This window comes from Aminipila butyrica, assembly GCF_010669305.1.
GTDB lineage: Bacteria > Bacillota > Clostridia > Peptostreptococcales > Anaerovoracaceae > Aminipila > Aminipila butyrica.
Map to the genome: position 1 here is coordinate 1 of NZ_CP048649.1, position 18,383 is coordinate 18,383.

At 40.1% G+C, this 18,383-nt stretch carries 20 protein-coding genes and 1 pseudogene; 2 read left to right on the top strand and 19 right to left on the bottom strand.

The window, feature by feature from the left end; translation table 11 throughout:
- Positions 1 to 564 precede the first annotated feature (564 nt).
- The 4 genes from Ami103574_RS00005 to Ami103574_RS00020 all read right to left on the bottom strand — a co-directional run bounded on the left by Ami103574_RS00005 (position 565) and on the right by Ami103574_RS00020 (position 6,573).
- Positions 565 to 2,007, bottom strand: a complete 1,443-nt coding sequence (locus Ami103574_RS00005; RefSeq protein ID WP_246213165.1) for an amino acid permease — start codon at positions 2,005 to 2,007, stop codon at positions 565 to 567.
- Positions 2,008 to 2,128: 121 nt separating this feature from the next.
- Positions 2,129 to 2,980, bottom strand: a complete 852-nt coding sequence (locus tag Ami103574_RS00010; RefSeq protein WP_163064719.1) for a serine hydrolase — start codon at positions 2,978 to 2,980, stop codon at positions 2,129 to 2,131.
- 128 nt (positions 2,981 to 3,108) lie between these two features.
- On the bottom strand, positions 3,109 to 4,380 hold the full coding sequence (lysA, locus tag Ami103574_RS00015; RefSeq protein WP_163064720.1) for a diaminopimelate decarboxylase: 1,272 nt from the start codon (positions 4,378 to 4,380) through the stop codon (positions 3,109 to 3,111).
- A 339-nt stretch (positions 4,381 to 4,719) separates the two neighbouring features.
- Positions 4,720 to 6,573, bottom strand: a complete 1,854-nt coding sequence (locus Ami103574_RS00020; RefSeq protein ID WP_207710512.1) for a sigma-54 interaction domain-containing protein — start codon at positions 6,571 to 6,573, stop codon at positions 4,720 to 4,722.
- A gap of 220 nt (positions 6,574 to 6,793) precedes the next feature.
- On the opposite strand from Ami103574_RS00020, the gene Ami103574_RS00025 reads away from it, so the two are divergent.
- On the top strand, positions 6,794 to 7,456 hold the full coding sequence (locus tag Ami103574_RS00025) for a nitroreductase family protein (RefSeq protein WP_163064721.1): 663 nt from the start codon (positions 6,794 to 6,796) through the stop codon (positions 7,454 to 7,456).
- A 63-nt stretch (positions 7,457 to 7,519) separates the two neighbouring features.
- Here Ami103574_RS00025 and Ami103574_RS00030 read toward each other — a convergent pair whose 3' ends face one another.
- From Ami103574_RS00030 to Ami103574_RS00040, 3 genes are all read right to left on the bottom strand, one after another.
- Positions 7,520 to 7,738, bottom strand: a complete 219-nt coding sequence (locus Ami103574_RS00030; protein ID WP_163064722.1) for a hypothetical protein — start codon at positions 7,736 to 7,738, stop codon at positions 7,520 to 7,522.
- A 75-nt stretch (positions 7,739 to 7,813) separates the two neighbouring features.
- The gene (locus Ami103574_RS00035) at positions 7,814 to 9,139 is read right to left on the bottom strand and encodes a CynX/NimT family MFS transporter (protein WP_163064723.1); all 1,326 of its coding nucleotides are present in this window, start codon (positions 9,137 to 9,139) and stop codon (positions 7,814 to 7,816) included.
- A gap of 326 nt (positions 9,140 to 9,465) precedes the next feature.
- Positions 9,466 to 9,933, bottom strand: coding sequence for a MarR family winged helix-turn-helix transcriptional regulator (locus Ami103574_RS00040; RefSeq protein ID WP_163064724.1), 468 nt, complete (start codon positions 9,931 to 9,933; stop codon positions 9,466 to 9,468).
- Between the two features lie 70 nt (positions 9,934 to 10,003).
- Between Ami103574_RS00040 and Ami103574_RS16230 the strand changes: the two are divergent.
- Positions 10,004 to 10,114: pseudogene (locus Ami103574_RS16230) on the top strand (site-specific integrase); the annotation flags it as partial.
- A 262-nt stretch (positions 10,115 to 10,376) separates the two neighbouring features.
- Here Ami103574_RS16230 and Ami103574_RS00045 read toward each other — a convergent pair.
- The 12 genes from Ami103574_RS00045 to Ami103574_RS00100 form a co-directional block, all read right to left on the bottom strand.
- Positions 10,377 to 11,219 (bottom strand): hypothetical protein, encoded by an 843-nt coding sequence (locus Ami103574_RS00045; protein ID WP_163064725.1) that lies wholly within the window; start codon positions 11,217 to 11,219, stop codon positions 10,377 to 10,379.
- Between the two features lie 697 nt (positions 11,220 to 11,916).
- A complete protein-coding gene (locus Ami103574_RS00050) occupies positions 11,917 to 12,306 on the bottom strand; it encodes a hypothetical protein (RefSeq protein ID WP_163064726.1) in 390 nt (129 codons plus the stop codon).
- Positions 12,307 to 12,386: 80 nt separating this feature from the next.
- Positions 12,387 to 12,695 carry a hypothetical protein gene (locus Ami103574_RS00055; protein WP_163064727.1) on the bottom strand — a complete coding sequence of 103 codons (309 nt, stop codon included), beginning with the start codon at positions 12,693 to 12,695 and terminating at the stop codon, positions 12,387 to 12,389.
- A gap of 230 nt (positions 12,696 to 12,925) precedes the next feature.
- The gene (locus Ami103574_RS00060; protein WP_163064728.1) at positions 12,926 to 14,545 is read right to left on the bottom strand and encodes a phage tail tape measure protein; all 1,620 of its coding nucleotides are present in this window, start codon (positions 14,543 to 14,545) and stop codon (positions 12,926 to 12,928) included.
- A gap of 17 nt (positions 14,546 to 14,562) precedes the next feature.
- Entirely contained in the window at positions 14,563 to 15,135 is a 573-nt protein-coding gene (locus Ami103574_RS00065) for a Gp15 family bacteriophage protein (protein ID WP_163064729.1), read from the bottom strand.
- Positions 15,135 to 15,596 (bottom strand): hypothetical protein, encoded by a 462-nt coding sequence (locus tag Ami103574_RS00070; RefSeq protein ID WP_163064730.1) that lies wholly within the window; start codon positions 15,594 to 15,596, stop codon positions 15,135 to 15,137. The genes Ami103574_RS00065 and Ami103574_RS00070 overlap by 1 nt, the downstream gene beginning before the upstream one ends.
- The gene (locus Ami103574_RS00075) at positions 15,583 to 15,936 is read right to left on the bottom strand and encodes a hypothetical protein (RefSeq protein ID WP_163064731.1); all 354 of its coding nucleotides are present in this window, start codon (positions 15,934 to 15,936) and stop codon (positions 15,583 to 15,585) included. The genes Ami103574_RS00070 and Ami103574_RS00075 overlap by 14 nt, the downstream gene beginning before the upstream one ends.
- Positions 15,926 to 16,117 (bottom strand): hypothetical protein, encoded by a 192-nt coding sequence (locus Ami103574_RS00080; protein WP_163064732.1) that lies wholly within the window; start codon positions 16,115 to 16,117, stop codon positions 15,926 to 15,928. The genes Ami103574_RS00075 and Ami103574_RS00080 overlap by 11 nt, the downstream gene beginning before the upstream one ends.
- Entirely contained in the window at positions 16,110 to 16,787 is a 678-nt protein-coding gene (locus Ami103574_RS00085) for a hypothetical protein (RefSeq protein WP_163064733.1), read from the bottom strand. Before Ami103574_RS00085 ends, Ami103574_RS00080 begins: the two co-directional genes overlap by 8 nt.
- Positions 16,777 to 17,286, bottom strand: a complete 510-nt coding sequence (locus tag Ami103574_RS00090; protein WP_163064734.1) for a terminase small subunit — start codon at positions 17,284 to 17,286, stop codon at positions 16,777 to 16,779. Before Ami103574_RS00090 ends, Ami103574_RS00085 begins: the two co-directional genes overlap by 11 nt.
- A 136-nt stretch (positions 17,287 to 17,422) precedes the next feature.
- Positions 17,423 to 17,611 (bottom strand): hypothetical protein, encoded by a 189-nt coding sequence (locus Ami103574_RS00095; protein ID WP_163064735.1) that lies wholly within the window; start codon positions 17,609 to 17,611, stop codon positions 17,423 to 17,425.
- A 213-nt stretch (positions 17,612 to 17,824) separates the two neighbouring features.
- Complete coding sequence (locus tag Ami103574_RS00100) at positions 17,825 to 18,373, bottom strand: hypothetical protein (protein ID WP_163064736.1); 549 nt, start codon at positions 18,371 to 18,373, stop codon at positions 17,825 to 17,827.
- Between the last annotated feature and the right edge of the window lie 10 nt (positions 18,374 to 18,383).

Below are 18,383 nucleotides of genomic sequence, written 5' to 3' on the forward strand. Positions count from 1 at the left end.
GTCGAACGCGCAAGTTGAGCCACTTCCAACAGAATGTCCAGTGAATAGCTTTGCCTCAGTCCCCGAATCACCAGCGTTTTTTGCGCGCTTTTCGCTTGTCTTCCAAAACCAAGGCTTGCAAGTTTTTTAAGTAGGCTACCTCTGCACGCAACCGCTGGTTCTCTGCAATCAAATCTTCTTCGCCCTTCGGTGGTAACTTTGCTGGACGACCCTTCTGCGTACCTCTAGCTGCACACGCTCGACCACGCCGCTCTACCGACAGACCTTCTGAGCCTTCTGTCAGATAGATGCGTTCCCATCTTTGGATGATATGATGGTTACCAATTTCAAATTAGCGCATGGCTTCTTTGTAGCTCATTCCTTCTTCTCGCATGGTTTCTACTACATGCTTCTTAAATTCTGCTGTGTATCTTTTGTTCGTTATTCCTTTCGGCATAGAAAAACACCCCTTTAGTTATTTCAGTATATCATACTGTCTAACTAAAAGGGTGCAGTTCAAAATCGACAGGCAGCTTATTTTATGTAGTCTATAATTTGGAGCTCTGATTTCTAACAATCTGCTACTTATTCTTCGGCTCCAGATAAATCCGCTTCTTCTGGTTTTATTATTTTTGTCTTTTTAACCACTTTATACGCCACATATAGTATCAAGAATAGCGGCAGTCCGATATAGGATACCAAAATTCCCTGCCAATCAATTGTACCTCCAAGAAAGGCTGCATAATTTTGTCCTAAAATTACAATGATACATAATGCCATTGCAAAAATCGGTCCAAAAGGATAAAATTTAGCCTTAAACTGTAACTCAGATAAGTCATGGCCCTGAGCCAAGAAAGCTTTTCTGAATTTATAATGACAAATAGCAATACCAAACCATGTAATAAATCCAGCCAGTCCGGCAGCATTGACCAACCATGTATATACGGTGCCTTCACCAATTTTAGTAGTTAAGAAGCAGACAGCACCAATTGCTGTTGTTGCCACTAAGGATAGGACCGGAACGCCACGTTTATTCAGCCTGCTGAATACTTTTGGCGCTTTTCCTTCCTTGGCTAAAGCATATAACATGCGAGAAGATACGTAAAGAGATGAATTTCCACAAGAAAGAATTGAGGTAAGAATTACAGCATTCATGATAGAAGCCGCTGCAGCTAATCCAGCTCTTTCAAAAATGAGCGTAAATGGGCTGACAGCAACATTATCAATATCTCCTTGTAATAAGTTTGGATCTGTATATGGAAGCAAGAATCCGATGACAATAATGGCTCCAATATAAAAAAGCATAATTCTCCAAAAGATGGTTTTAATCGCTTTTGGTACATTTTTTTTCGGATCTTCACTTTCTCCTGCTGCTACTGCTACGATTTCAACTCCTCCAAAAGAAAAACCTGCTATCATAAAGATATTCACAAGTGCAGCCCAGCCACCGACAAAAGGAGCATCTTTCAATGTCCAGTTAGAGAATCCCGGAGAATGGCCCCCTAAAACACCAAGAATCATTAATAACCCTACGACAAGAAATATAATAATGGTCACTACTTTAATACCAGCAAACCAAAATTCACTTTCTCCATAAGATCGGGCAGAATAATAATTTAATCCAAATAAAAGTGCTAAAAACAATATGCAAATTAATAATTCTGATGAGTCTGGCAACCAGAACTTTACTACAATAACCCCTGCAACCAATTCACAGGCCACGGTAATAGCCCAGTTATACCAATAGTTCCAACCAAGTGCAAAGCCAAGTGCTGAATCTACATACCTGGTTGCATAGGTTTCAAAAGAACCTGCAACAGGTAAATGGGTTGCCATCTCCCCAAGACTTGTCATCAGAAAATAAACCATAATACCGATTACGCCATAGGCTACAATTGCGCCTCCTGGTCCGGCAGAGCTAAGGGAACTTCCCGTTGCTACAAACAAACCAGTTCCAATAGCTCCACCAATAGAAATCATGACCATATGCCTTGGTTTCAAACTTCTTTGCATTTCTTTAGCTTCCATTTTTATACCTCCTAAAATAATTACATTTTGCATGATCTTTAGCAAGAATTTTCTTGTCTACAGTCTGAGGCGGTTTTTTCTCATTTTTCATTAGTTATAATCTATAAATTTTATACTTTCTCTAAACAAGTCCCATGCTGTATTGATAGGCTGCCTTTGCAATATCCTGACAGGCCTGATTTGCAGCTGGAGTATACGAGTCATTTGCAGCAAAGCATAAAATAAAAGGAATATCACTGTAAATAATTCCCACATCATTTGCTATACCATTATCTTCACCTGTTTTATGCGCAATTGGTATCTGAGGCAAGAAAAAAGGTATCTTACTGTTATTTTGCTGATTTTGCAAAATAGCAGACATTTCTTGGCTTGCTTTTGAAGAAATCAGTTCCTCTCTATACAGTTTTTCTAAAAACAATCCAGTTTCTTCAAGGGAAATCGTGTTTTCAATTTTTTTACTGGTATCAAAAAGACTCCTATTTAATCGGGTTTTGCTCATATTGAGTGACTGAATCAGTTCATTAATATTCGTCATCCCCAATAGCCGAATCAGTATATTGGTAGCAGTATTGTCGCTGATTATAATCATCAGCCGGCATAAATCCTCAACCGTCCATTCACTTTCTGCATGCAAATAATTGAGGACACCACTTTCCGGAAACATATCCTCGGATAAAATTCCTCTGGTTTTTTCAGCAAAATAGTCGGGCATTTTATTGTTGGGGACCTTATCGGAGTCACGCAAAATAATTTTTTGATCCTTTTTTATTGTTCCTTCTTCCATCTGACGAAATGCTTCTGCCATAATCCATATTTTTATGATACTGGCCGCTAAAAACTGGTCTTGTCCTTCTGTTAAAACAGTTTCACCTGTTTTTAAGTTTTTATAATATACGCCTGCATGCCCTTCTAGTGTACTTAACCTTTCATTTATATATTGTTTGAGCATATTCTCTCCCTTACCAAAGTTCATCTACTTTTTCTCTGTTAATACCTTTGTCTGTGAATGATTTCTGTGGATTCTCCGTCTTTACCAAGTACAACTGACAAAATATTTTCTGCCTGTGCCTCTACAAATAATTAATTCATCAAATCATCCTCCTATATCTCTCTGGAAATCATCTCCTCATAGGTCTCTCTCTTAACAATCAGCCGGTCTTCTCCGTCCTTTACCAGGACTACGGCAGCTCTCGGTATTCTGTTGTAATTGCTGGACAATGCATAGCAGTAAGCTCCTGTCCCCAGTACGGCCAGGATATCCCCGGATTCCGCCTTAGGTAGCTCTATATCGTAGATAAGGATGTCTGTGCTCTCACAACACTTGCCAGCGATGGACACCACTTCCGTCTCCTGCTGATTCATCTTATTCGCTATCAAGGCCTCATATTTGGCATCGTACAGACCTGGCCGGATATTATCCGTCATTCCCCCATCAATCCCGATGTATTTGCGGATGCCCGGTATCTCTTTGATGGAGCCCACCGTATACAGGGTAACACCGGCTTCACCTACAATCCAGCGGCCCGGCTCTATGGTAATCTCCGGCACCGACAGACCATATTCTTCGCACTTAACGTAAAGTTCTTCCATGACGGGATCTAGGAATTCGCTGATGTTGACAGTCTTTTCGTCGCCGGTATAATGAATGCCGAAGCCTCCGCCGATATTCAGTTCCTTCGTCTCAAAGCCCAGTTCTGCTTTCACCTCCTTCATCATTTTTAAGGCGATATCCAGAGCCGCCAGATGTGCTTCGTTGCTGCTCAGCTGGGAGCCCACGTGGAAGTGGAAGCCCATCAGTTCCACGTGTTCCATCTCCTCCGCCAGCTTGACCATTTCTTTCAATATCCCGTTTTCTAAAGGGATGCCAAACTTGGAATCCAGCTGTCCGGTAGTGATGAATTTGTGGGTGTGGCTGTCTACCCCAGGAGTGAAGCGGAATAAAATCTTTACTTTTTTATTTGCTTCTCCGGCGTATTGATTCAAGTTTTGCAGCTCGTACCGGTTATCTACCACAATCCGGCCCACGTTGTAATCTACCGCCATCTGAATTTCTTGTAGCGTCTTATTGTTCCCATGAAAATCCAGGTTCTCCATAGGCACACCCGCCTTATGGGCCGTATAAATTTCGCCACCAGACACCGTATCCATGCCAAGCCCTTCCCTAGTCACAATCCGGCAGACCTCCAGAGTCTGAAAAGCCTTACTGGCAAACACGGCTCTGGTGTTTGGGTATTGATTCAAAAATCTGGCTTTAATTTCTCTGCACTTGTCTACAATGGACGATTCGGACATCACGTAAAGGGGGGTGCCGTACTTTGCAGCAAGCTCTGTCATATTACAGCCGTCAAAAATAAAATCCTTTTTCTTCATCATATGCTCCTCTCGTTCTTACTTGATTAGTTCGTTCAAGTTGTAAAGTGGCTTGTTGACGGACTAATGCAAGGAAATTACAAATCTATGATTTGTAGATTTCTACTGCTACTTTCTCTTATACCTTGTTTCATCATTGCGTATTGATACATATTCCTTTGCCTTACTATTAGGCAAAAACCATGCCAAGCTTGTAAATCCTTGTTCTTCAACGTTTATATAAAAATATCTCATAAAAATTTCCGTTTTTTCGGAAGATTTCGAAAAATAAACAGCAACCTATTAAAAAATGCAGTTCACTTATATGAACTGCATTCCGTTTTTACGAACTTGTGCGATCTTTTATAGATTGTACTTTTTTATTTTCTGATAAAAATTTGTTTTTCCCATCTTCAATGCCTGCATAGCCCGCTTTTTATCGTTGTTATAATAAGCCAACGTTTCCAGAATGGCGCGCTTTTCTGCTTCTTCCGTGTATTCCTGGAAGCTTTTCCAAACCGTCTGACGGATTTTACCCTGATGACTGGTAATTCTTTCTGGCAAATGATGTTCCGTAATAATCCGGCCGTCTGCCATATTAGCAGCACGCTCTAAGGTGTTCTCCAGCTCCCGCACGTTGCCCGGCCAGTGGTAACCAATCAGCAGTCTTTGGGCTCCAGGCGAAACAAACTTTTCGCCGCATTGAAGCTTTTCACAGATTTGGCTTAAGATTTCGTCGCACAGGCAGCAGATATCCTCTTTCCGCTCTCGGAGAGGCGGCATCCAAATAGGGAAAACATTGAGCCGGTAAAATAAGTCCTCCCGAAACCGCTCGTTCTTAATTTCTTCCTCCAAATTTTTGTTGGTAGCTGCAATGATTCGCACATCAGCTGTAATAGAGGTCGTGCCGCCAAGTTTAAAAAAAGTTTTGTTTTGCAATACACCTAGAAGCTTGACCTGAGCAGCCAGGCTGATATCGCCGATTTCATCCAGAAAGATTGTTCCCCCCCTGGCCTTTTCAAACAAGCCTGCCTTCCCTTCGCTGTTAGCCCCTGTAAAAGAACCCTTTTCATAGCCAAACAGTTCACTTTCCAACAAACTTTCCGGCATGGCCCCACAATTCACGTGAATGAAGGGCTGATCTTTCTTGGTACTAGATCCGTGGATGGTCTCCGCTAAATGAGATTTACCCGTTCCACTCTCGCCCAGCAACAGCACGGTAGAATTGGACCGGGAAGCCTTGCACGCCAGCTTTTTTACATTCTTCATAGCGGGGCTTTCTCCTTTTATGATGGTCATCCCCTCTTCGTCCAATACCTTGTCGTGTACTAACTCCTTCATTTCTTCTATGTAAGTCAACGCATCATTTCGTTGCTGGATAACTTTTTGCAGGCTGGAGATATCTTCAATCTTTAAAACCGCCCCATCTCTTTTCCCTCGTATATCCACTGGAAATACAGAGCATAAGGTAGGAATGCCATTAATTTCGGAAAATTGATCTTTATACGTACTGCTTCCACCTCTGGCGACATTACACAGTTCCTGAATAGCTGCACCCTCCTTGTGAATACTGCTGATATCCTGATTGATGATATCCAAAGCATCTACCGTAGGCCCTTTCGCCCGGTAATGCTTTCCGTTGAGCACGTACAGCAAATCTTCACTTCTGGCCGTATATCCATCTGTTTGATAAAACTTTACCTTAAAGGTGCTTCGATCGATGATGACCAAATGGCCAATGGAATTAATATAACTCATCACAAAAGATTCGCCGCCAAAAGAGATGGTGATACTGTCACTGCCAATCTGTACTGAAACAGGGAACCCCAGGATTTCGGTCTGTAAAGAAACAGACGGCAGAAAATCTTCCCCCTGATGATAATGCCGGTATACGGGCTTAATGCTACCGTCCTCGAAGGTCCCTACAGCCATTAGCACATCGGTTGGTCGAATAGTTTTATCAAAGATACCAATCTTGCTCAAACTCTCGGGTTTTAACCCACCATCATCTTTCCCCAGACAGTTGTCTCCAATGATAACCAGATCTCCTTTTTTGATGGCTCCTTGAGGATGGCCCGTACCCATGCTTTTGTCAATCCGAAAGATTTCCTTCGCGCGCTTGTTGTACAACTTAATCTTAGCCGCCTTGTCCACATAAATAAAGCCTTCCTTCATCATATCCGTAAAAAGACTCAGCTGCTCTAAATTAAATACCACGTTTTCACACCACCTTTACAGAAGAACGTCCTCCTGTTTACTTTGCTATTTGGCTCTTATTTTATCTTATAATTTTATAATATTCCACCAATTTTCTTTTTTTCCATATAAAATCAGATGACTTTTCCTTAACCCCTTGAAATCAAGCTCTCTTGAACTTTCTGAGAAATAGTGCTACACTAAAAATAGACAAGCTAAACCACATGTTTAGGAGGAAACCATGGAATTACAAACTACTCTTGAAAAAAGACAGAGCATCCGACGCTACCGAGAAGGCGGTATCCCCGATGCAGATTTAGAAGATATTATCAAGGCTGCTGGCACAGCACCGTCCGGAAAAAATACGCAGAATTGGCACTTTATCGCGATAAAAAACAGACAGGTCATCCAGAAAATCGCTGACATTATCTGCGAAAAAAACGAAGCGGTCTGCTTGGAAATGGACAAAGTAGATCAGGAAAAAGCTGACCGCTTTCGCAAGTTTTGCAAAAATTTCACCGTCTTCTGGCGAGATACGGCTCCAGCTATCATCCTCACGCTGGCCACGGTCTATGTTCCTTCGGGATACAACGAATATAAACTGATCGGAGCGGAGCAAGAGATTTTGCTGGACCTGATGGGTTACCGAAATCCTGGCATGCAGAGCATCGGTGCCGCCTGTGAAAATTTGACCCTGAAAGCCATCGATCTGGGCTATGGCACTTGTTGGCTGACCAGTGCCAACTATGCTGCCGCCGAGTTGGAAGCCTATCTCAAAGATGAGCTGAATATTTTCAAGGAAGGCTACTTCTTCGTCAACATGTTCGCCATTGGGCTTCCTCAGGAAAATCAAAAAAGTCCAGCTAAAAAGCCCTTAGAGGAGATTTTTACTTTGGTCAAATAGGTTTTATTAAAAAAGGTGCAGAACTCTGTCAGGCTTTTACGCCTACGTCCTCTGCACCTTTTTTTATTTATTATCTTTGTCGTTTTTCGACTCCAGGTCTGCCAACTTGGCTCCACACAGAGGGCAGAAGTTGGCTTCTAACTTCGCCCTCCGCAGAGTCACCTGGCCATTAGGCCTATATACACACGGGATCTCCGCCTGGCTATAACCCTCTAATCCAACGAAAACCTGATCGGTCCGCTTGAACTGCTCCGCTATACAGGAACAAGTAAATTGCTTCATGCTCTTACCTCCTCAAGACTTCTATCCATATTATGTAAGGATCTTTACTCTTTTATACCACTGCTTTTGTGCATATTACGCAACTTTGGGTTTATTGTCCAGTGCTCTGCGAACAGATAAATCCCTTGCTGCCCCTAAACCAGCAAAAAAGCAGAGCCCAGCGACTCCAATAAGGATAGTAAGCGGTATAGTCCAGCTGCTGGTAGTATCATGTAGATATCCGAAAAGCATCGGTCCAAAAGCGGCCAGCAGATAGCCTATAGATTGTGCCATGCCGGATAATCTTGCCGCTTCATCAGCCTGATCTGTCCGCAGACTGAAAAACATCATTGACAAGCTAAAGGTAAATCCGCCTCCAATTCCTAATATAATTATCCACAAACCTGTTAGCCCAGCTCCCCCAAAGAAAAGCAGTCCCAACAACCCTGTGATGACGCATAGCGAGCCCAATACCACTAAAGACTGCTGGCTGGCTCTGCGCCCCGCAAGAACGGATCCGACAAAGGTCACAGGAATCAGCGCTAATTGCATAAGGGAAAGCATCCAACCCGCGTTGCTTGGGTTCATACCCTGTTGAATTAAAATATCAGGCAGCCAAGCGACCATGCAATAAAACACCATCGATTGCAAGCCCATGTAGAAAGTGACTTGCCAGGCCAGAGGGGATTTCCACATGTTGATTTCTTTCATTACAGGTTTACCCAAGCTGTTTCTTTTTTTCCATTCCGCATCCAATTCAGCTGTACCGTCTGTGACATCCATATCAGTTCTTTTATCAACGATGGCTATTTTCTGTTTTTTTCTCCTCAATTGAGGAATCCAAAGCACAATGGCTGTCAAACTAAGTATTGCCCAAATCTTCAATGCTCCGGCCCATCCCAAGCTTAAGCCTACTGCTAAAGGAATGCTTATCCCAGAGGCTAATGCTGCAAAAACATTCATAGAAACAGAATAGACTCCGGTCATCACCCCAACCTGCCTTGGAAACTCCTTTTTAATTAAACTTGGTATTAATACATTTCCTGCTGAAATGGACAGTCCAAGAATGGCCGTTCCCAAAAACAAGGCTAAGCTTCCAGCCCAGGAACGCAATAAAAGTCCTAGGGTAAGAAGGACAACTGACCAAAATAGAACTACTTCTGTTCCAAGCCTACGGGCCATTCCAGGTACAAGGGGTGAGAACAGCGCAAAGGCGAACAAGGGCAGAGTCGTAATCATTCCTGCCAGTGTGTTTGAGATATACAAGTTATCTCGGATTAAACTGACTAAAGGTCCCACTGACGTTAAAGGAGCTCGGAGATTTGCTGCAATAAAAGCGATACCGATTATCAGCATTATCGGCGCAGCTTTTTTTGAAAAGAGCGGTTGGTCTTTGTCGTGATTTCTATGTAATTGATTCATTTCTATTCTTTCTCCCTCTCCTGCTTTTTTAAGCGTTCTTTATTTTTATTATCTTCTAACCTACTCTTAAAGATATTGTTCGGCGAAAACATTGGGCATTCATATGGATAAAAACAAAGGAAAATACATGAAGCTACCGAATTATAGAAAGGCCCTAAAGCCCTTTCATCCACTTCAACAATCTTTTCCCTCCGCTTACTTCCAGCGCTATTGTCAGAAGCCAGATATGGCTTTTCTTCTATTTCCTTCTTAATCTCCCTACCTCCTTACAAAAGTATATCAAAATGAGTATAGCAACCATACGCTTTAAGAAAAAATTTTTATTCTTAAAAATTCTCATTAAAATTTTTGACCTTGCTTATCATGGACGACAAAAAATCAGATAAAAACGCTAAGTCATGTTCAGAAGCATTTTGCAACTCCTCTTCAACCATGCGGTTTAAGATAGAATGATACTCCAGATGGCTGTTGTGAGCGGTTTTGCCTTTTTCAGTCAAGCTCAGTGAGTATCTAGACAGATTAAGCTCATCAATTTCCTTAATCACCAGGGCCTTTTTCTCTAACTTTTTGAGAATTTCAGAAACAGCCCCTTTTGTTACGCCTAGAATATCGGCGAGTCCGCCTACATGAATGCCCGGGTGCTCAGCAATAGCCATTATTACATGTATTTCAGAGTAATAAATCGGCACATCCGTTCCAAAGCATCGTGACTTCTTGTCTAGCTCAATCAACGCAAACGCTAAATGCAGAGAATTATTCGCAATTTGATGTTTGTTATTTATAAGTTTATCCATATCAATAGCATATGGGTACTATACGCTTTTGTCAAGCCCCTATTCCTTATTAAAGATAGTATTATTTAGAAAAAAAATAAGGCTGCATAATCTTAGACATAGTCACGCAAGCCTATTAATTGAACTTGGATTTTCTCCACTGCTTATAGCTGCTCGCTTAGGCCATGAAAAGGTTGAACTTTGATATTTCAATGCTTATAGCAACATCCGGTCATTATCAATTTCAATTCAGTATAAATAGTTTATATTGCCATTGTGTATTTTTCAACGTTTGTGTATTATAAATTCCATATAATACACGATTATAACTACAGCTTGCAATTCTTTAGTACTTTTGTAGTACCTAAATCAATTTGATTATAATTAGCATGTCAACCTGGAGCTATAATAGAAGTAGAAGACAAATAATGACCTTTTAATTATACCAAAGAGCTTTATCAACTTTAAACTTGCGCCTTATCTTGAAGGTCTATAATAGGTAATACTTTTTGTGAGTATTCATCCCAATAACCATTTTCATCCCTACAATAATTATGAAGCCATATATACATCATTAGAGCCTCTAATTCTTGTTTCTTGCCTCGTATGAATGCCTTTTTTGGTATGTTCCTATATAATGATTCCAAATTAAACACATTCCTTTTCTGTGTATAGTCATATTCACTTTGTCCGAATCTATCTTTTCTATTTGTATTAGGCCATAAATCCTTATTCTCATATAGTTGATCTAACCATTTATACGCAAAAACTGCTATATTAACCCCATATTTTTTTCTAGTTTGTTCAAGCCAATTCAATATTGAATTAGAAAATGTATAATCAGAAAAACCCTCAGCGTGAGCCCTCTTTTTGTGATAGGCTTTAATAAATTGAAAAATCATCTCCGATTGTCCTTTTAACTCTGGGATCCGCTTCGTTATTCTTTTATATAATTCGTAAGAGACTTCTCTAAATTCCGATTCAGTGTTAAATATGGAAAAAAAATCATACTTTTCCAGCATATTTCCAATAATTCTATTTGCATATTTGCCACTTTTATCATAAATATTTGTAAGCCACTCAATTATTTCTGGTTCATAAGCCCTTAAGGTTTTTCTATACTCTTCAACTCTTTCGTCCTTAATAATTGATTTCATTTCAAATTCAGTAATACTTATATAATTCATAAAGTATTCAAAAATATAGTTAACACAGATTTTCAAATTTTCATCTTTGAATTTCCCATCAAATTCATCAAGCCGATCTTCTTTCTTCCGTTTTGCAATGTATTCTTCAATACTAAGCATACATGAACCTCCATTTTCTACTTTTTCTCTTTTTAAAGCCTCCAAAATCTCCGCATACTTCTTTTTCTATTTATACAATGTAGAAGGTACTCTTCCTATTTTAGCAGCTATCTGCTCATATGTCAGCCCATTCCTTACGCCTTTTTAAGCCCTCTAATGGCTCTAAGTGATCTCTTTTGTAGCTGGTTATACCTTTCTAGCACCTTACTATTTTTAAACAATATACAGGCCTGTGTGTCAACTGCCGCATCTGCCTAATTAATGCTCTTTGGGTAAGCCGTTCTATATGCTTCTCTTTGGCTTTTATCTTTTAGTAGCTCTTGTACGAATTTTTCTTGCTTATTCGTTAAGCCCCCTTTAGCCATACGGCTCACCTCCTTTTATTCTTTACTAAAAGTATTAAACTATGGTATATTGTGTTTATAGCTATATGTTATACTCAACTCCCAACTGGAAACGCCGGTGCGCCTCAACATGCTGATTCAATGAAAATATTACTAGATATCTATTTAGCTGCTTATTTAATTTTCGTATCAATAACAATGGAGGGGATGCCTATGTTTTATGCATTTCTAATAAATATATCAACAAACTTGATTTGGCAGGTTGGGGGTTGGGTATAGCGTATAATTTTTTATGTAAAAGGATATAAGAAAAGAACCACCGCTGAGATGGTCCTTAAAACTTTGATTTCTATTTATGTCTCAGATTCTGTTTCATCTTCATTATCATAAACTAAACGTGATTTTATTTCAGCTTTGCAACAAGGGCAGTTCATATAGCTTGTGGAGCGTCGATGTAAAGAAATCGTTTTTCCATCAGCTTCCCAACAGCAAGTGCAGTATGGGCCTTGCTTTGATCCGTCTTCTTCAATAGTATAAACAGCACCTCTACCTTCGCTATATTTAATCTTTTTTGATTTTTCTATTATTGTATTTAGCTCATCAATAGTTCTCTTAAGTTCAAAATTTTCTTGCTGAATGTCCATCATCTCTTTTTGTGCTTCTAATAGTTGCTTGGTTACATCTATATTATCAGCCTTTTGCATAACACTAACTGCATCTTTAATTGTATCATACCATCCCATTCCTTTGTCTCCTCTTAGCTATTAAAGTTCTAGTCACTTTCATATTTGTAATCATCCCCGCTCTTTTTTGCTCTTAGGTTCTACTTTTCTTTTTTTACTTTCGCACTTCCGTGCCCGTAATGTTCCGATAGCGGTTCTTCACAAAAATGCGTGACCTCATTTGTTTCCAAGTCAATAATCTTTTCGTAATATTTGTCATTCCGTCTATCTACCAATCTTATTTTTCTTACTTTTCTCTTATTATCCGCTCTTTCCGTGTACTCATCTCTTAACTCCCACGCTTCATTCTTTCTATATTTCCTATTTTTTGCTACCCATCTAGCAACATGAATCCCAAAACAGATTTTATGCTCAATTTTACCTAAGTCTACGATCTTTTTTTCACTCATTTGCTTTCTTCCCTTTTTTATTTAATCATATCCCTAAATCTTCCATGATTCAACAGCGTATGTTCGACATAATCTATTATAATCTGACACAATGAAAAACCCGCCAGTTTCCCAGCGAGTATAATGAAAGGAGAAAGGCTCTTACTTGCAATCATAGTTGTGAAATATACTCCTTATTTCCTTCTTAAATTAATTTAACAATTTGCTCGTCTGGCATATAACCCTACTACTTACGTCATCCCATTTATAAGCCTTGTTCCTTGGCGCATGGCTTCGCCGGCGGTATATGGGGCCATAACCCTTGCAAGTTCACGTCCATCAATTTCTATGATAATAGGTATAGTACTGCTCCCTCCAGTGCTGCCTCGTCTGGATAATGCATTATCAACAGCCTGCTCAATCGTAGATAGAGGGGCCTCGATGTTAGTACCGTGTTTCTGGTCGCCTAAGATAGCTAAGAACTCGCTGTTTGGCGGTATGACTGCACCGGTGGCAAGCTTGGGCAATGAAACTCTGCTCAATTCTTTTATATTAAATCCAAACTCATTACCACCGATTTCAGGAACCCAGTCAGGAATGGAAAAATTGATTCCGTTTAATGCCCTTATAATCTTATTTGCCGCGTCAATAAACCCATTTGCTAACCCTTCTGCAAATCCCAAAATTGAATTAATCCCCTTTTTTATTGGCTCTATAAAAGTTTGGTTAAACCAAGATGCAACACTGCTCCAGGTTTCTTTTATTGATTTCCATACTTCTATTGCTTTTTCTTTTATTTCGTCCCAATATTTTACGACAAGAACAATAACGGCTATTAAGGAAGCAATAGCAATCACCACAAGACCAATCGGCCCGGTTAAGAATGCAAAAGCTGCACCTAAAGCTGTGGTTGTAAGCGTTGCCGCACCAGATATAGCAGTCCACAGCGATGTTATAGCATTAGTAAAAAGAAGCTTTACCATATATGCGGCAAATAAAGCTGTTAATGTTGTAATAATGGCCACAATCGCAATTGCAATTATATTCCCTTCGCTTGCTGCTTCTATTAAGTCGGTAATCCCAACTACTACCTCATTCAATATTGAAACTATACTCGTCACAGCTGGAAGCAAAAGCTCACCTAATGCCCCCGCTAAAGAGGTGACGTTTTCCTTTAATACTCTAGTCTGGTTTGCATAGCTCCCGCCAAGAGTTTTCTCAAAATCTCCCTGTGCATCTGCTGTAGCTTTCATTATGTATTGATAACGTAAAGTGGCTTGCTCCGCCTGCGTCATAGATTCATAGGACTTTTTAATGCCCCCAGCTAAAGCAAACGCTTCAAGGTTGGCCACAGACATATTTATACCTAATTGTTTAAGTGGCTCTGTTTCTCCCGAAATTCCCGACCTTAATTTTTCAAATGCCACCTCTGGGTCTAAATTATAGAACGAAGCCATGTCGCCAGCTAGTCCCGTAATACCTTGTGACATATCTAAAATTTCTTTTTTGCCCAATCCCATAGATTTAAACATCGCACCTATAGTTGAAGAAAATTGTTTTGCTGATAATTCCGACAAACCAAACCGCTCAAGTGTTGTGTTTGCAAACTGGTCGATGGTCTTGGAACTTGCTTCAAAAGTTGTGTCTACGACATTCTGTACTTCTTGCAAGTCTGATGCTACAGTTAAAGCTTCTTGGCCAAAGCCTATAATTTTCTGCATAGAAAAGGCTGCTGCAATAGCAACACCAATTTTTTGAAATGTTGATTCTAGACTGTTGATTTCTTTTGATATTTGATTTGTCCCTTTTGTAAATCCAACGATGTCTGTTTTGGTGTCAAAAATTAAAGAACCTGCTGTTGTTCCAGCCATCAAATCACCTCCTTCTTTTATTCTCCAAGTAATTTATTAAACTTATCTAACGCACTTCGCTCTTCTGATGTAAGAAGGGCTTTTTTATCAAGCTCCGCAATATCTCTGTTCTCGGCCCACCACTCCTTTTCGGCCTTACTCTGATTGCCTTGTTTTTTCAATTTACGCTGGTGTACAAGCGTTGAAAATGTACACTCGCCCATTTCCATAAATGCGGTCAGAAATTCCCACCAATGCATATAATTCTTTGTTCTGCACGAGAACCCTAAAACTTTATCTACTCCGGAAAGGATATATATTAAGTCTTGTTCCCACGAGTACAGCTTGCCATAGCTCGGTCCATGCCTTGAATTATCCGTACCAGGTCCACCATCAAGAAATAGAATTGCCTGTGCTAAGGCTTCGTCATATTCTGAAAAATCCAATTCCTCATTGAAAAGTATGCCAATCATAATTTGCACTTTTTCCAGGTTACTCAATACAGGATCCTCAAGCAGGCGTAAGATAGCAATGCAATCCCTAAAGTCAGTATTGATCTTTATGTCTCTTCCATTAATGGTAAGTGATTTCGGGAGATACAAAGGATCCATTACTTTTTACCTGCTTTCCTTTTATGATCCTTGATAATACTTTGTACCTTACAATTACGCTTTGACATTTCTGCCCTTATAACCGGGAGCATTGCATTTAGAAAGTTTGATGCTACATAATCCCCGTTTTCTGTCTTGGCCGAAGGACTGGCATCAGCAAATATAATTGCCGATGCTCCTATTCCAAATACTCTGTCGATTTCATCGCTGATAAATTTGTCAATATCTTTTTGTATGCTAAGTCGTTCCCTTGCACTTTCGATATCGCTCAGTTGTGATGCGTTACGGTCATGTGCCTCTGCTCTTGCCTGGAACTCTGGCATCTTGGCGTTAAATTTATCCATCATTAAAAAGAAACCTTCGACGATGTTAGTGCTTTCAGGGTTAAATCTCAGCACCCGGCTTTTATCTCCTTGGATGGCAAGCTCAATCATGCCAGCGTTGAAACTAATTTTTTCCATATGTATTCCCCCCTTGTTCTGTTCTCTGTTTTTCAATCTCGTCAGCCAGATACCCTAAAAGCCCCAGTATCTGTTCCACACTACAAGCTCTTATCCCGAAATATCGCTCGCAAGCTCCTTCTCCAAGAAGATCGTCAACAAAATTCCAGCATGCTCTTATAAATGACAGCTTGAATTTCCGATCAATCCAAGAAATCGGTGCTGATCTGGGATACAGGCGTGTTTTAAAAGTAAATCTCCTCGTTAGCTTTATGACCTGATTGCCTGTCAAATCAATCCTGTAAACCCTCCCCCTAATTCTGATTTCTGTTCCTAGAGGAACGCTATTGTCAATCTGCATTGTCATCACCACTTGTCCAACCTTTTGTTTTATGCCATTCGATATTGTTCCGAGGATCACCTTCGCAGCTTCCGGTTCTTACACAATCTTCTACCTCTCGCGTAATCCCTTCTCGTGTCATAGTTTTGGCATTGGCTTGATACTCCCCTGTGCTCATACTTTTTAACAGCATCCTACTCACTCAATCCACTTCCTCTCTTTGCTCCTGCAATGAAATAATCAATTGTTTCTGTTTCAAAGTCACAGCCCACAATCTTGGAAAGCTTAATTAGGCCTTCGGTAGCAGCCGAAACGCTGTAACTACCAACATCTTTTACACCAAGCTCAAAGTTCAAACCAATAGTGTCAGCATAGAAATCAACACCATTCCCCACGAGACTATCAGTGTCTTTTGTCAGCCGATATGGTTCGGTACCATCATAAAGGCCGTTTTTCGTAAGGGCTTTGGAAAGTACCGACATACTGATGAAATCTCCCTGAAACTGTTCTATCATTGTCTTAGATGGCTGAATCCCCATCTGAATCAATGACAGCGTGCTCGCAAGTATCGGCTCATTTGCATTCTTCCAAACATCATGAGCTGCGTTAAGTTTGGACCTTAACTCTCCCAAGTTACTGCTAAAAGTCTCAAGTATGTCCGCTTTGACTTTATTAGTCGATGCGGTAAGCTCAGCTTTTTTCTGGCTTCTGTAGGCTTCACTGATATTCTGGTCTGTTAGAATCTTTTTCAGCTCTACATTATAGTCCTGTTTAATCTTCCTTGATTTTTCTATGGCTTCTTTTAAAGCCGTGAAATTTTTCTGCATTTTTTCTTTTCCTTTCTCTTTCTGTAATGAAGGCTTATTCGTCAAGCCCTTCACCACCAATCTGGCTTATGATATCGTCAAATTTCTGTGTACTTTCAATGTTAACATCAAAATTGTCTGTAAATAATCTGTACCTTTTGCCTAGCAGCTCCGCCGCCTTGTTTGCATCTACCAGCCTTGCCGGAATCTCTACTGTCTTCGGAACTTCCGTTTTGACCGTCTGTTTTCTCATGGTGCCGTTTTCATCAGGCACATATTTTGATTGTTCTTCTTTTATGGTAACAACGATGTTCTCCTTATGTTCACGCCGCATGACCGCCGTTAAGTATTCCATGATTTCTGTAGCAACTGCAATTCTATCCGATGCAATTTCAGAAAGCTTCTCGTTTATCAAATCCCCAAGTTTTGATAGGTTTTCTGACCCTATATTTTGATATGCCCTATCACTCTTGGCGTTATATCCTGCCTTCTTGGCTGCCTCTGTAGCATTGCCAATCTCTATGTAATAGTCAATAAAGCGTTTTTGTTTCTCTGTCAGTATCACAATACACCTCCTTTCTGAAAATAAAAAAGCGCAAGAACAACTGATGTGTCTCAGTCATTCCCGCGCCTAAATTTACCGGCTTCCATCATTTTTTGATGGGGTACTATCTTTTTATTTTATTATATCACATAAACCCTTATATTTCAATGCTTGCACCAGTTATTTTTTGTGAAATCCCTTTAATTTTTGCTGTAATATATGCTTTTGAAAAGGGCTTTTCAGCTTGATTTCCTTTTATACTTTTAGCCTCTAATACCGGGTCAAGAGCGGCTAGAATAATCCGCTTTTCTTCCGGCGTTTCATATGATATTTTTATTTTAACCATAAGCTTACGTTCCTTTCTCTTTGCGTAACCTAACTACGCAAAATTGTGCTGTAATAAATCTTAGGCTAAGGTTGCCCTTTGTGCGCATAAAATATCCAGCATTTTATGCACACCTTCTGCACTGCATTACCAAATCAAGGGTCTGTCCAAAATGCTGCCGTCATTCCAGGCTCAATGCAAATTTCCGCTCAATTATTGTGTCATTACTTGATTTTAGATTGCACAACTGATAGAATCATCTTGTTGAGGGAGTGATTCTATCACTCTGGCCACTGAGATTTGCTTTGAATAAAAGCTTTCTTGGTGGCCTCTTATTTTAATGCATGCATCCATTAGTAGGTCTACAAACTCGGGGACCTTATCAATATTTTTGCAACAATATTTCCCCTTTTCAATCTCCGTCTGTACTGTTTTTCTCAATTCCTCGATTTCTTCAACTGGCATTGATGAAATATCCTTACAAAGGCTAGATACTCTTAGGGCAGTTTCACCTATTCCTATAATTTGAATTGCCTTCAGTTCATCCTTAGGGCTGCGAGCTCCTTCATTTGCTTGTTTAGTTTTGGAAATTTGACCTATAGCTGCCTTTTTCTTTGCCCTCAATTCTTGTAGCGTGCGGATACGTCCTAAATTGTAAGCTTCTATCATGCAAATAGCTATATCTCTATTCCCGCTCTTATTTACAATCTGTCTCAATATATCCATTACATCATGGTGAGGAATAAATTGTTCTCTCAGTATTTCTAAAATCGGCTTATTCATTATTCATATA